Source organism: Corallococcus sp. CA047B (genome assembly GCF_003612065.1).
In the GTDB taxonomy this organism is placed as follows: Bacteria; Myxococcota; Myxococcia; order Myxococcales; family Myxococcaceae; genus Corallococcus; species Corallococcus praedator.
In genome coordinates this window covers 1-13,250 of the sequence record NZ_RAWD01000092.1, presented here as the reverse complement: position 1 = coordinate 13,250, position 13,250 = coordinate 1, and the positions used below count along the sequence as shown (strand labels likewise).

Below are 13,250 nucleotides of genomic sequence, written 5' to 3'. Positions count from 1 at the left end.
CATGGCGGCTCCCGTCGCGGCCGGCGCGAAGGCCCCGGAGCAACAGAAGGTGGAGCAGCGGGTGGCCTCGCTTCCCGAGGGCATGACGCGTCAGGCATTGCTCCAGGCGCTTTCCGGAGGGATGCCGCCGGCGGACGTCGACGCGGTGACCACGGCGCTCGCGGACCTCAGTCCCGCCCAACAGAAGGAGCTGGCGAACCTGCTGTCAAAGGCAGGCGTCAGCGCCACCGCGTCGCCCCGCGCCGACGCGGGCGCCGAGCGCGCCTTCCTCTTCAAGGCCATTGCCGGCGGCGCGAAGGGCGCGACCCTCAAGCGTCTGGCGGAACAGATTCGCGGGCGGCCTCCCACGAACCAGGCCTTCTCGTTCAACCCCTTGTCTTCGGCGGCCACGAAGCGCACGGCGAGCGCAAGCCCCGTGGATGCGGCGGCGGCGAAGCTGAAGGCGGCGATGGATGACATCTGGGGCACCGACGAGGCCGCTGTCTTCGAGGCCCTGGAGGGCCTGGACCCCGCCCTGCTGCCGAAGGTCGCGGAGAAGTACCAGAAGCTGACCGGCACTTCGTTGCAGGACGCGCTCAACCTGGAGCTTGAAGCGGGGGACCTGAAGCGTGCGCTCGCGGCCTTCGAGCCCCAGGTGCCGGTGGCCACCACCGCTCCGGTGAAGACTCCCGCGAAGGTCACCGCCGCTGGAACGGTCTCCACCTCCGACATCCAGAAGAACCTCGATGCCATCCAGGTCACGTCCAGGGATGAGGGCACCGTCCAGCGCGGGAATGCCGTGGAACTCAACAACCTCATCCCCATCAACGTCGCGAGCTGGAAGCCTCCGAAGGCGGCCATCTACAACCCGCTGAAGGAGGCGGTGAAGGAGCGCAACGAGGCGAAGGCGGCCTTCGACAAGGCGCCCGCCGGTGCGGCGAAGACGTCCGCGCAGGCGAAGCTCGATGCCGCGGAGAAGAAGGTCACGGACGCGGGCGCCAAGGTCAAGGCGTGGCTGAAGGAACACATCGGCGCGAATCCGGAACTCACCCAGGCCACCGCGGCGGTGAAGCACGCGGGGGAACAGGTCGCCACGCTGGAGAAGAAGCAGGCGAAGGCGAAGGTGCCGAAGGACCCGGAGGCCGCCGAGACGCTCAAGCGCGAGCAGAAGGCCGCGCTCGACGCGGCGAAGGCGAAGCTCACGCAGGCCCAGGCCCACCAGACGTCGGTGAAGGACGGCCTGCTCGCCCGCATCGACGCCTACACGCCGATGGTCGCCGTGCCGCAGACCCGGTCGGATGTCACGGTGGATGGAACCACCGTGCGGATGCGCGATGGCCGCGAGACCGCCTACACGAACCTGTGGAAGGCGGTGGATGGTGGCGCCGTCGCGGGGGACTCGCACACCCAGGTCGACACCCAGCTCGAGAAGAGCGGCATCAGCGAGGACCGGCAGAAGATCCTCGCGTCCATCTCCGGACTGGAGGGCACCTTCAGCAAGGTCAACACCTGGGACACCGGGCGCGTCTCATGGGGCTTCACCCAGTGGACGCTCGGCAAGAGCGGCAATGGCACGCTGGCCGAGTTCATGCGGGACCTGAAGAAGACCGACCCGGCGCAATACGAGAAGAGCTTCGGCAAGTACGGGCTCGACGTCGACGCCAAGGGCGTGGTGCTCACCCGCGCGGATGGCACGGTGCTCAAGGGCGTCGAGGCGGCCGAAGCCATCCGCACCGATGTGAAGCTGGCGGCCGTCTTCATGGCCGCGGGCGCCGACCCGGCGATGCAGCAGGCGCAGATCAAGTACGCGAACGAGGGGAAGATCACCGAGACCCGCAACCGCTCGGTGAAGGTGACCGGCAAGGACGCCAGCGGCGAAACCGTGAAGGCGAAGCTCCAGCTGAAGGACGTCGTCACCAGCGAGTATGGCAACGCCATCCTGGCCGACCTGGAGGTCAACGCCGGCCGCGGTGGCTCCGTCGCCGCCGACGCGCTGGAGGCGTATGTGAAGGCCAAGGGGCTCGACCCCGCCAAGGTGGACGAGTGGGGCCCGGACGCCGAGAAGGCCGTCATCGCCGCGCTCGAGCAGGCCTCGCGCAAGGAGCGGTTGAGGCACCACGCGAAGGCGGGCTTCAGCAAGGAGCCCGGCTCCTTCGTGAGCTGACGGGACGGCATGGGAAAAGGATTGCCCAGGCCCTGAACCGGAGGACTCCACCGCTGTCGGCCTTCGGGCAGCGGGCTGCCACCTCCGGGGGGTAAGCCGTCCAGGGCCCGGTGGTTAGCCTCCTCCAGCCGGAGGCCGGACGCCTCCGACCGGGAGGCAGCATGCCGCATGCGAGGGAGTGGGTGGGCGTCGTGGCCCTGGCGTCGTTGCTGTGGGAGGGAGGCGACGCGAAGGCGGGGGCCGCCGCGGTCAAGTGCGGAGACACCCTCACCCAGCACACGAAGCTGACGCGCGACCTTTTGTGTCCGGGCACGGGGGCCCCCGCGCTCCGGGTCGTCGGAGAAGGCGTCGTCCTGGACCTGGGCGGGCACACCGTGCGCCGCACCGGCCCGGAGATGGGGGACTCGCAAGGCATCGTGGTCGAAGCCAACGGCACGGTCCGCAACGGCACCATCCGGGGGTTCCGCTGGGGCTACGTGCTGGACAGCGGCGCGAACAACGTGCGGCTGCACGAGCTGTCACTCGTCGGGAATGGGACGGCCATCTACCATCGGGGCGGCTATGCGCGCTTCCTCATCACGAACTCCGTCCTGCGCGGCAATACCACCGGGATGAGCAGTGAGTTCGACGCGGCCACCGGTGAGTTCAACATCCACTCCTCGCTCTTCACCGGCAACGGGCGCGTGATGTTCGTGGATGCCCACGACGTGGATGTGCTCGGGTCGACCTTCAACTCGAATGAGAACGTCATCGAGTGCTTCAATGGCAACATCCGCATCCGCTCCAGCATCCTGGCGATGAACACCGCCGTGGGCTCGCTGGCGTTCGACCCGGCCGGCGGCTTCGACTTCTGTTCGGAGCTGCGGTTCGAGGACACGATGATCGCGAACAACACCGCGCTGGCCCCTCCGGAAGCTCCGGTCTGGGGGCCGTTCCGGTTCGTGATGCGCAACTCGTGGGTCGTCAACAATGGCAGTGGGCTCCACGCCGGAAGCCGGACCGTCTATCTGGAGGGCAATACCTTCTGGGACAACGCGGGCGGCCTGACGCTGGCCGACCTGCCGGAGTTCGTTCCCTACCCGCTCACGGGCCTCGTTCGCGGCAATCGCTTCCTGCGCAATGCCGGGGACGGCCTCCGGGTCCTGGAGCCCAGCACGCCCACCCTGGTGGGCAACACCGCGGTGAACAACGTGGGCTGGGGCATCCACGCGCCGGCCGCCTTCGACGCGGGCGGTAACGTCGCGCGAGGCAATGGCGCGGGCAACTGCGAAGGCGTCACCTGCTCCGCGTTCTGAGCACGTGCCCGGGCCCCGGGACTTCGCGATAGAAGGCGGGGAGCATGAAGACTCCCCGACTCCCCGTGGTCCAGCCCCGTGAAGCGATGCGACTCGTGGGCGTGGAAGGCAAGGCCCGCGTCTTCTGGGCCTACGCGCAGCACGGCGAGCGGCTGGAGCTGCACCACGGCAAGCAGGGCACGGAGGGCAAGCGCGAGTCGCGCACCTTCGCCTCCGCCGAGGAGGCCGCGGCCTTCGCGCGCAAGCAGGTCGCGGCCCGGGTGGACAAGGGCGCCTGGTCCAGCGACCTGGCCTTCGAGTCCACCCCCTGGGAGCAGGTGAAAGGCTCGGTGCAGCTCCCCGGCAACTCCGAACAGGATGAGGACCGCGTCCTCGTGCTCACCGGGGATGTCGTCGTGCCCCATGACCTGTGGCTCGACTTCCGTCGCGGCATCTTCGCCCTGGACGACCCGGACGCGGAGCCCTTCATCGGGCTCCTGGTGCAAGGCAACCTCACCGTCGAGGGCTGTGTGTTCAACGGGGAGAACGACTTCGGACCGTTCCTCCAGGTGAACGGCAACCTCACCGCGACGAGCATCGCCATCGGCGGTTCGCGGCTGCGCGTCACGGGCGACGTCATGACCGGGGACTTCGTGGCGGTCTACAACCACGGCAGCGTCTCCGTGGGAGGCGGCCTCGTGGCCCGCACCATCGCCTCGGATTACGCCCTGCGGGTGGAGGGCCCCGTGGATGCGCACCGCTACCAGGGGCAGGGCTCGAAGGTGTTCGCGGTATCGAACGGGGTGGAGGACACGCAGGACCTCTATGAGGTGAAGGGCGTCTTCCTTCCGGCGGTGGTGTCCGGCGAGCGCGTCCTGCTCGACAAGGCGCGGAAGCTGCTGGCCACCGGCAAGCCCATCTCCCGTCCTGAGTTCACCAGCGTCCGGGCCGCGTTCCGCAAACTCGTCTCCAAGAAGATGGCGGAGCCCGACAAGGTGAAGAGCCTGTCGCTGGACGGCAAGGGCCTCAAGTCACTGCCGGAGGAACTCTTCCTGTTCCGCCGCCTGGAGAAGCTCAGCCTCCAGAGCAATGAGCTGCGAACGCTTCCAGAAGAGCTGGGGCTGCTCACGGAGCTGCGTGAGCTGGACCTGCGGAGCAATGGCCTGCTCACGCTGCCCGAATCCATGGGGGCGTTGAAGAAGCTCCGGGTGTTGAACCTGGAGACCAACTGCCTCTGGCGGCTCCCGGACTCGCTCGCGGAATGCGTGGAGCTGCGGGAGGTGAACCTCGTCAACAACCCGTACGCCTACCTCCGGTGGGCCTTCGGGGCGTGGAGCAAGGTCCGGCTCATGTGGGAGCTTCCGGAGGTCCTCACGCGGCTGCCGAAGCTGGAGGTGTTGAAGTTCGAGGGCACGCCGCTGCGCACGCTGCCGACACGCCGCTTCGACAGCGCCGTCCTGAAGACCGCCACCGTGCGCCGGTCGCTCATCACGCAGGTGGATCCGGAGCTTCACGCCCAGCTCGACGTGGTGGACCTGGCGTCCAGCCCCAGGAACGCGGCCGCGTACATCGACTACTGGTTCAAGCGGGAGAACGTGCGCGTCGAACACATCCATGACGCGAAGTCGGGCCGCTATGACTTCACGGAGATCATCGCGCTGCTGGGGTTGCTCCTGCGCCTCAACATCCCCACGGCGGCGCCCTATGACGGGGCGCTGGAGAAGTTCCGGGTCCAGAGTGAGGACATCGCCCATGCCATGGACTGGGCGGGCGCCTCCGCCCACCATGTCCGCGCGCTCTTCCTGGCCCTGGGGGACGCGCTGGGGCCGCTGGGCGAGCAGCATCCCAGCAATGCGCTCATCGCCGGGCTGAGGGACGTATTCTCGGTCCATGCGCGCAGGGGCACCTGAGTGCTCAGGGCGCGGGCTTCGTCGCCTTGCTCAGGATGAGGTCCCGCACCGCTTCGGCCGTGCCGGTGGCGGACTGCGGGTTCTGTCCGGTGACGAGCCGCTCATCCACCACCACCTTGGCCGTCCAGTTGGCGGCGGGCTGGTGCTTCGCGCCGCGCTCCTTCAGCGTGGTGGCCAGGAGGAAGGGGACCACCTTCTCCAGCTTCACGGCGCGCTCCTCGTCGTCGGTGAAGGCGCTGACCTGCTTGCCGGCGACCAGGTACTTGCCGTCGCTCAGCTTGACGTTCACCAGCGCCGCGGGCCCGTGGCAGACGGCGGCGACGACCCGGCCGGCTTCGTAGATTTCGCGCGTCACCCGCTGCACCGCCGGGCTGCCGGGGAAGTCCCAGACGGCGCCGTGGCCGCCCGCGTAGAAGACGGCGGAGTAGCGGGCCACCTTCACGTCGTCCAGCTTGAGGGTGGTGCGCAGGGACTGCCGGAACGCGGGGTCGTTCCAGTAGCGCGCGTTGGTGGCGTCCTTCAAATCCAGCCCATCCACCGGCGGCTCACCGCCCTGGATGGACGCGAACTCCACCGGGATGCCGGCGGCCTGGAACACGGCCAGCGGATGGGTGACCTCGCCCAGGTAGAAGCCGGTGGGCTCGCCGGTGCTGCCCTTGGTGGCGTGGCTGGTCATCACGATGAGGACGGGCGCTAGGGAGGGCGCGGTGGGCTTGACGGTCGGCGCGGCGGCGGTGGCCATCCCCAGCAGGGAGGCGGCAAGAAGGGAGGACATGTTCAGGACTCCTGAGGGAAGGGCCCTCACAGGGGGGCCGGTCTCGTCATCCAAACTATTGTCGCCGCCGTCGGTGATAAACGGGCATGAGGGCATGGCACTTTTGCCGTGGAGGCATGAATGGGCCGGCGCTTCGACCACCTGAACGACGTGGAGGCCTTCATCGCGGCGGTGGAGCGCGGCTCGCTGACGGCCGCCGCCACCGCGCTGGGGACGACGCCCTCGGTGGTGAGCCGCGCGCTCGCCCGGTTGGAGCAGCGGCTGGGGGCGCAGCTGCTGCGGCGGACCACCCGCAGTCTGGGGCTGACGGACGCGGGGCGGCTGTACCTGGAACAGTCGCGCACCGCCTTCGGTCTGCTGGCGGAGGCGGAGCGCGCCATCCAGGGGCAGGGCGGCGAAGTCACCGGCAGCGTGCGCCTCAGTGTTCCCACGACCTACGGGCACTATCGCCTGCCGGCGAAGTTGCGGACCTTCGTGCGCCGGCATCCGCGCGTGCAGGTGGAGCTGAGCATCTCCAACCGCAACGTGGACCTGGTGGCGGAGGGCTACGACCTGGCCATCCGCCTGGGCGCGCTTCCCGACAGCGGGCTGGTGGCCCGGAAGCTGGAGGATGCGCCCATGTGCCTGGTCGCCTCGAAGGCCTACCTGAAGGAGGCCGGCACGCCCCGGTCGCTGGCGGACCTGGAGCGCCATGCCTGTCTGTCTTTCGTCATGCCCAGCACCGGCCGCGTGTCCCCGTGGATCCTCCGCGAGGACGGCCGCGACGTGGACTGGACGCCCCAGACGGCGCTGCGGGTGGCGGACGACGTGCTCGGCGTGGTGTCGCTCGCCGAGCAGGGCATGGGGCTGTGCCAGACGTATGACTTCATCGCCGCCGACCGCCTGCGCCGGGGCACCCTGGTGGAGGTGCTGCCGAAGTCGCGCGGGCGCTCGCGGCCGTTCTCGGTCATCTACGTGCCGCACCGCAGCCTGTCCGCGGCCTCGCGGGCGTTGATCGCCGTGCTGACGGACACCGCCTGACGGGCCCGCGCTACAGTCCGAGCGCCGCCTTGCACATCTTCGTGTAGAGGTCGCGGAAGAGGTTGCCCGGGTCGGTGCGCTGCTTCACCGTCTGGTAGGTGTCCCGGTTCCAGATGCTCCAGAAGGTCTCCTCGTCGTAGTAGTTGTAGGAGATGAGCGTCTTGGTGCCGTTGACCCGTTGCAGCGCGTCCTCGAACTCCTTGTAGAGGTTGCGGCCGGGGGGCTGCGGGAGGCCGTACACGGCGAGGTCGAGGAACAGCGGGTCGCTCATCCCGGCCCACCATGCAGGTGTCAGCCATTCATAGTCATGCACCCGCCGGAAGGGCACGCACCACACCGGGTAGTAGCGCATGTCGCGGTGATACCAGTCCATGAACTCGGCCGTGCGCGAGAAGGGGACGAACACATCCACGATGACCGGCGGGTCCTTCTCCGGCAGGAGGAGGTTGTGGAAGTGATTGGCGGCCCGCAGCACGCTGTCCGAGTGGATGAACTTCCCGAACAGCGCGCGGGCCAGCAGGTTCTGCGGCCGCGCGTGGGTGACGCCCCGGTTGTAGCGGAAGAGGTAGTCGTACGTCGTGAGGTAGTCCTCCTTCCGGCGAGGAATGGTTTCACAGTACGCCGTGAGCCATTCGTAGCGGCTCACGTACGGGGCCTTCTCCACGAAGTGCCCCACGCACAGCACGTGTTTCGTGGGGGAGAAGATCTGCCCGTCCAGGTAGTCCGTGTCCTTCGCGCTGAAGTGGCGCCAGATGGCCTGCTGGAAGGCTTCGAGCGTGTCGTAGGTCTCATACGTCACGCGCACGTAGGGGGCCGCGCGGACGAGCTTGAAGCGGATGCGCGACAGGATGCCCAGCGTCCCGAACGAGCCGTGGAGCATCTGGAAGAGCAGCGGCTGCTCCGTGGGTGAGCAATGCAGCACTTCACCCTTCGCGGTGATGACCTCGTATTCCAGACAGGTGTCGTGGAAGCCGCCCTGGCGGAAGGACATGGACTCGATGGAGCACCCAGCGATGGCGCCCCCGAGCGTGATGGTCTTGTGCTCGGGCACGATGAAGGGCACCAGCCCCAGCGGCAGCGTCGCTCGCACCACCTGGTCGAAGGTCACCGCGGGCTCGGCCGTGCAGGTCAGCCCCACCGGATCGATTTCGAGGATCTGATCCAGGTCCCCCAGGTCCACCTTCTCATCGCCGCGCCGCGAGTCGTTCCGCTTGGGCACCTGATGGGGCGGTGACTTCTTCTTGAAGGACGCAGGCCCGGTGCCCTTGCGCTGCTTCAACTGCCTGGCGATGGCTTCCACCCTGGCCGCGTGCAGCGCATTGCGCAGTGCTGCCTCCCCCAACCCCCGCTCGCTGGAAACCGGCTCCGTGGTCATCCACCCCTCCGTCCTTCGTTCGCTGGAACGGTGGGGACTCTACGGTGACGGGTGAGCCCTGGCCGGACGGTCTGGGCCCCTCTCGGCCGGCTGCCCGGCGTGCGGGCGGGGACGCAACAAATCATCGGGGTTGGCGAGAATTCCGTGCTTTTCCATGTCCTGGGTCGTTTCGGCCCGGTAAGCCCCACGAACGGAAATCCCCCTGATGATTCCCCCGGTTCCCCGTACGGGCGGGCGCCACGCGCTCGTCCTGCTGCCCGCGCTGCTCGCCATGGCCTGTGGAGGCGAGACGCCTCCCGAGCCCCTGTCCACGGTGGACAGCGCGCTGGGCACGCCCATCACCGTGTCCTTCCAGGAGCAGGTCGCTCCGACGGCCGCGTACACCGGCGTGTCGGATGCCACGCTCCTGCAGAACACCCCCACCGTGAACCTGGGCGCGGACGCGCTCATCCGGTTGGATCGCGACTACCCGACGAGCTCCGGGAAGGTCAGCAACGGCCTGCTGCGCTTCGACCTGGGCGCCATCCCGGCGAACGCGACGGTGCAGTCCGTGCGGCTGACAGTCAACGTGAAGAACTCCACCACGGGCGAGGGCTTCTTCGTCTACGCCGCCGGCCGTGCCTGGACGGAGTCGCAGGCCACCTGGAACAACGCGACCAGCACCACCGCCTGGGCCGCCGTGGGCGCCAGCGGCGCCTCGGACCGGGGCGCCACGTCCTTCGCCACGCTCATCCCGGGCGCGACGGGCTCCTATGGCGTGGACCTCAACGCGGCGGGGATCGCGGCCGTGCAGGGCTGGGTGCAGAGCGCCGACACCAACAACGGCTTCGTGCTGGATGCGAACACCAACATGGACGGCCTGGAACTGGACTCCTCGGAGGCCGCCATCGCCGCCAACCGGCCGAAGCTGACGGTGACCTATGCCCTGCCGGACGAACCGGGCAACCCCGGCATCCCCGGGCTGGACAACACCGGCCAGACGATTCCGGACACCAACTACGCCATCCCCACGGGCGCCATCTTCCTGGCGACGAATGGCAATGACAGCAACGCGGGAACGCAGGCCGCCCCGGTGGCCACGCTCAACCGGGCCATCGCGCTGGTGCCCTCCACCGGTGGGACCATCGTGGTGCGCGGTGGCACCTACCGTGACTGGTACAACAACGGCGCGGGCAACTACAAGGTCAACACCAAGCCCATCACCTTCCAGGCCTATCCGCACGAGCAGGCCTGGTTCGACGGCACGGACCTGAAGCCCGCTTCCGCCTGGACCTCCGACGGCGCCGGCCACTGGTACATGGACTGGAGCACGCCCAGCTTCTGCAACGGCGGCTATTACACGTACAAGTACGACGCCCAGCCCACGACGAACCAGGGCCCGTGCAGCCACTTCGACATGTATGGCGATCCGGCGAACCCCGCGGCGGGCGACCCGCAGATGGTCTTCATCGACGGGACGTACGTGCACGAGGTGAAGACGCTGGCGGAGGCCACGCCGGGCAACTTCTTCTACGACTGGACCCACCGCCGCATCTACATCGCGACCAACCCCACGGGCCACACGGTGGAGGTGGCCGCGCGCCCCGTCGCCATGGTGCTGGGCACCACCGGCCACAAGGTGATGGGCCTGGGCTTCCGGCGCTACGCGACGAACGAGTACAGCAACACCACGAACGCGGCGCTCTACATCGGCGCGACGAACTCCCTGGTGGAGAACTGCGTCTTCACGCAGATGGCGGCCGGGTCGCTCAGCATCAAGCCCCAGGGCGGCGTGGTGCGCGGGTCGGTGTTCGCGAACAACGGCTTCACCGCGATTGGCTCCAATGGCTCCACCAACTCCGCCACGCTCGTCACCGATGGGCTGCTGCTGGAGGGCAGCGTCATCAACGCCAACAACACGGAGCGCTTCGGCACCAACTGCTCGCGCTCGTGCGCGCAGGCGGGCGTGAAGATTGCCCACATGAATGGCTTCACGGTGCGCAACAACGTCTTCGAGAACAACCTGAACGGCGCGGGCTTCTGGTGTGACGAGGACTGCCGCGATGGCGCGATGGTCTACAACATCTTCCGCAACAACAAGATTGGCATCTTCTACGAGGTCTCCGACACCGGCATCATCGCGTCCAACCTCATCTACGACAACACCTACGCCGGCATCCAGGCGTGCTCGTCGAACACGAAGATCTACAACAACACCCTCATCAACAACGCGGCCATCAACATCTGGATCTACGACGACTCGCGCAACGAGCAGGACAAGCGGGGCTCGGACATCGGTCCGGACACGGTGAACGTGGACGTGTCCAACAACATCCTGTCGGGCGGGAACATCACCACCCTCAAGGCGTCGCGCTCCGACAACAACTTCACCAACACCGGGCCGAACACCTTCTTCTCCGGGCTGGACTACAACAGCTACTACCGCTCCGGCGGCAGCACGAAGTCGCTGCTCAACTGGGTGGACACGGGCGGCGTGAACTACACGTCGCTGGCGGCGGTCCGCACCGCTCGTGGCTGGGAGAACAACGGCCATGACCTGGCGTCGGGCGGCGACCCGTTCTTCGTGAACCAGGCGCTGCGCAACTACGTCGTGCGCTCCACCAGCCCCGCGTACAACAGCGGCAAGCCGCTGCCCGCGGACGTGGCGCAGGTGCTCGGGGTGCCCTCCGGCACGGTGACGAGCCGGGGCGCGCTGAGCTGGCCGGGCCGCTAACCCTGCCTTCGTTGGGATGAGCAGGGCCCGGAACCGGTTGGTTTCCGGGCCCTGTGTCTTTTCGGGCGCCGCCCTACGCGGTGGGCGCTTCCAGTTGCTGGCGCAATTCAGTGGTGCTCACCGCGGTCATGCCATCCCGGCCCACCAGCGTCTGTCCATCCGCGGAGTAGAGCGCCGGGCGCCGGTACAGCATGCGCAGGGCGTGCAGGTGGGGATAGACGATGGACGCGCGGGGGTTGAGCGCTCGCAGGTGCTGGCGCAGGAGGGGCGCGTACTTCGGGCTCTGGGCCGGGAAGATGTGGTGTTCCTGGTGGTAGCTGAAGTTGAAGTGCAGCCAGTCCATCACCGGGTGCGTCCGCACGCTGGCGGTGTTCACGAAGGGGTTGTCGGTCTCCTCCGACGCCGGCTGCATCCAGTGGTTGGTGGCGATGTAGATCATCAGCGTGACGTTGCCGATGAGCAGCGGAAGCACGAGCGCGTAGAGCGCGGCCCGGGGGCCCAGGACCCAGCCCAGCGCGCCCCAGCCGGCGGCGAGCAGCACCGTGAGCACCCGTTCCCGGGCGCGGTGCATGTGCACGTGTTGAAACCCGGGCAGCCCGCTGTGGTACCAGAGGAAGGCCTGCCCCTGGGCGGTGAAGAAGACGCTGAAGCTGATGAAGCTGAGCCAGGTCCCCGACCCCGGGGAGATGAGGTGGAACAGCTTCGCGAACCCCTGGGTGCGCCAGTCCGTCTGCCGGGGAAGGATGTCCGGGTCGCGGACGTGGACGTTGGCGGCGCTGTGGTGCGCCTGGACGTGCCAGGCCCGCCAGTTGCCGGGCGTGACGAGGAAGGGCGCGAAGCCCACCCAGCCGAGCACGCTCTCCATCGTCCGGCTGTGGAACACCGAGTGGTGCAGCGCTTCGTGAGCGGCGAGGCCCACGGCGGTGACCATCTGCCCCAGCACGAGCGCGAGGAGGAGACACGCCCAGCCGGGCAGGGGCTGGCTTCCGATGAGCCAGACAATCGCAGCCATCACGGGCACGAGGCCGAGCGCGACGATGCCGCGCAGGGGCTGTCGCTCGAAGGACTCGGGGGGCAGGAGGCGGCGCAGTTCCGAACGGAGCCGTTTGGCGTCATCCGGGGGGATGGGAACCGGGGGCGGAGGAAGGTCGTTCATGGTGGCGTCCAGTGGGAATGGGGCTTTCAGGCCATGGGGCGGGCGATGCCACCTTCAACGAGCATGCGCAGCCGCCCCGCTTCGTCATGCGCCGCCGCGCTGCCGCAATGCAGGAGGTCTCCCTCCACGTGCGGTGCGAGCGCCCTCAGGGAGAGGTGCCGGGGCGCGCCGTCGTTGTGCGTGAGCAGGTCCCGGTCGAACGTCGCCCGCTGGACCTGGATGGGCGCGAACACGTCGTTCGACACGCCCTCCACGTGCATCGCGCTCAGCCGCAGGGCCGCGTCCAGGACGAGCGCGGGCACGTGCGTTCCCGCCTGCCGGGCCGCTTCCGGCAGCCCCAGCCGCGCGAAGCGGGCGGTCTGCTCCAGGCGGATCTCCTCCAGGCAGTCGAACATCTTCCGCAGCTCGATGGGGGAGCCGGTGGCGCAGTGCGGATCATGCACGGGCAGGCCGTTGCCCGACGCCGTGGCGGCCGCGAGCTGGGGCGTGGCCCGGGGAGGCTCCGCCGTCAGCGTGAAGCGGGCCTCGGCGTAGACGAGGTCGCGCTCCAGCACCACGCCGGAGGCATGGACGATGTCTCCGGTGAGCCGGACCTGGACGCTGTGCTGGCCGGGGATGTCGGTCAGCGGGGTGCACTCGGCGCGCAGGGCCTGCTGGCCTCCCGGCTTCACGCGGATGAAGCGGGAGAACCGGGCGTCCTCGATGGTGACGGTCCTCAATTCCGGTCGGCTGTCGCCCAGCGCGCTCTGGAACATCAGGTCCAGCGCCCACGCGCCCGGCAGGGTGGGGGTGCCCCGGACGAGGTGGTCCTCCAGGCAGGGCACGCTCGCCGCGTCGACCACGAGGTCCTTCCGCGTGGGCCGTGGCGGTTCGGGGGGCGGGGT

At 68.5% G+C, this 13,250-nt stretch carries 8 protein-coding genes and 1 pseudogene; 5 read left to right on the top strand and 4 right to left on the bottom strand.

Annotated elements, in window-relative coordinates:
* Position 1: 1 nt before the first annotated feature.
* The 3 genes from D7X74_RS16490 (at position 2) to D7X74_RS16480 (ending at position 5,327) form a co-directional block, all read left to right on the top strand.
* Positions 2–2,143: a hypothetical protein gene (locus D7X74_RS16490; protein WP_158622238.1), complete on the top strand. Its 2,142-nt coding sequence runs from the start codon at positions 2–4 to the stop codon at positions 2,141–2,143.
* Positions 2,144–2,304: 161 nt separating this feature from the next.
* Entirely contained in the window at positions 2,305–3,438 is a 1,134-nt protein-coding gene (locus D7X74_RS16485) for a right-handed parallel beta-helix repeat-containing protein (protein WP_120533924.1), read from the top strand.
* A 44-nt stretch (positions 3,439–3,482) separates the two neighbouring features.
* A complete protein-coding gene (locus D7X74_RS16480) occupies positions 3,483–5,327 on the top strand; it encodes a leucine-rich repeat domain-containing protein (protein WP_233602125.1) in 1,845 nt (614 codons plus the stop codon).
* Between the two features lie 4 nt (positions 5,328–5,331).
* Here D7X74_RS16480 and D7X74_RS16475 read toward each other — a convergent pair whose 3' ends face one another.
* Entirely contained in the window at positions 5,332–6,102 is a 771-nt protein-coding gene (locus D7X74_RS16475; protein WP_233602124.1) for a type 1 glutamine amidotransferase domain-containing protein, read from the bottom strand.
* Positions 6,103–6,222: 120 nt separating this feature from the next.
* Between D7X74_RS16475 and D7X74_RS16470 the strand changes: the two genes are divergently transcribed.
* Positions 6,223–7,122 carry a LysR family transcriptional regulator gene (locus D7X74_RS16470; RefSeq protein WP_120533923.1) on the top strand — a complete coding sequence of 300 codons (900 nt, stop codon included), beginning with the start codon at positions 6,223–6,225 and terminating at the stop codon, positions 7,120–7,122.
* A 10-nt stretch (positions 7,123–7,132) separates the two neighbouring features.
* On the opposite strand, the gene D7X74_RS16465 is transcribed toward D7X74_RS16470, so the two are convergent.
* Entirely contained in the window at positions 7,133–8,497 is a 1,365-nt protein-coding gene (locus D7X74_RS16465; protein WP_120533922.1) for an FAD-binding oxidoreductase, read from the bottom strand.
* Positions 8,498–8,702: 205 nt separating this feature from the next.
* Between D7X74_RS16465 and D7X74_RS16460 the strand changes: the two genes are divergently transcribed.
* Complete coding sequence (locus D7X74_RS16460; protein WP_120533921.1) at positions 8,703–11,210, top strand: DNRLRE domain-containing protein; 2,508 nt, start codon at positions 8,703–8,705, stop codon at positions 11,208–11,210.
* Positions 11,211–11,283: 73 nt separating this feature from the next.
* Here the strand turns inward: D7X74_RS16460 and D7X74_RS16455 are convergent, their stop codons facing one another.
* Positions 11,284–12,366 carry a fatty acid desaturase gene (locus D7X74_RS16455; protein ID WP_120533920.1) on the bottom strand — a complete coding sequence of 361 codons (1,083 nt, stop codon included), beginning with the start codon at positions 12,364–12,366 and terminating at the stop codon, positions 11,284–11,286.
* 26 nt (positions 12,367–12,392) lie between these two features.
* Positions 12,393–13,250 (bottom strand): annotated as a pseudogene (locus D7X74_RS16450) (polyketide synthase dehydratase domain-containing protein); the annotation flags it as partial.

Excerpts from the sequence above, each read along its gene's own strand:
- D7X74_RS16455 (WP_120533920.1), bottom strand. The coding sequence starts at position 12,366 with ATGAACGACCTTCCTCCGCCCCCGGTTCCCATCCCCCCGGATGACGCC.
- D7X74_RS16485 (WP_120533924.1), top strand. The coding sequence starts at position 2,305 with ATGCCGCATGCGAGGGAGTGGGTGGGCGTCGTGGCCCTGGCGTCGTTG.
- D7X74_RS16490 (WP_158622238.1), top strand. The coding sequence starts at position 2 with ATGGCGGCTCCCGTCGCGGCCGGCGCGAAGGCCCCGGAGCAACAGAAG.
- D7X74_RS16465 (WP_120533922.1), bottom strand. The coding sequence starts at position 8,497 with ATGACCACGGAGCCGGTTTCCAGCGAGCGGGGGTTGGGGGAGGCAGCA.
- D7X74_RS16460 (WP_120533921.1), top strand. The coding sequence starts at position 8,703 with ATGATTCCCCCGGTTCCCCGTACGGGCGGGCGCCACGCGCTCGTCCTG.
- D7X74_RS16480 (WP_233602125.1), top strand. The coding sequence starts at position 3,483 with ATGAAGACTCCCCGACTCCCCGTGGTCCAGCCCCGTGAAGCGATGCGA.
- D7X74_RS16475 (WP_233602124.1), bottom strand. The coding sequence starts at position 6,102 with ATGTCCTCCCTTCTTGCCGCCTCCCTGCTGGGGATGGCCACCGCCGCC.
- D7X74_RS16470 (WP_120533923.1), top strand. The coding sequence starts at position 6,223 with ATGGGCCGGCGCTTCGACCACCTGAACGACGTGGAGGCCTTCATCGCG.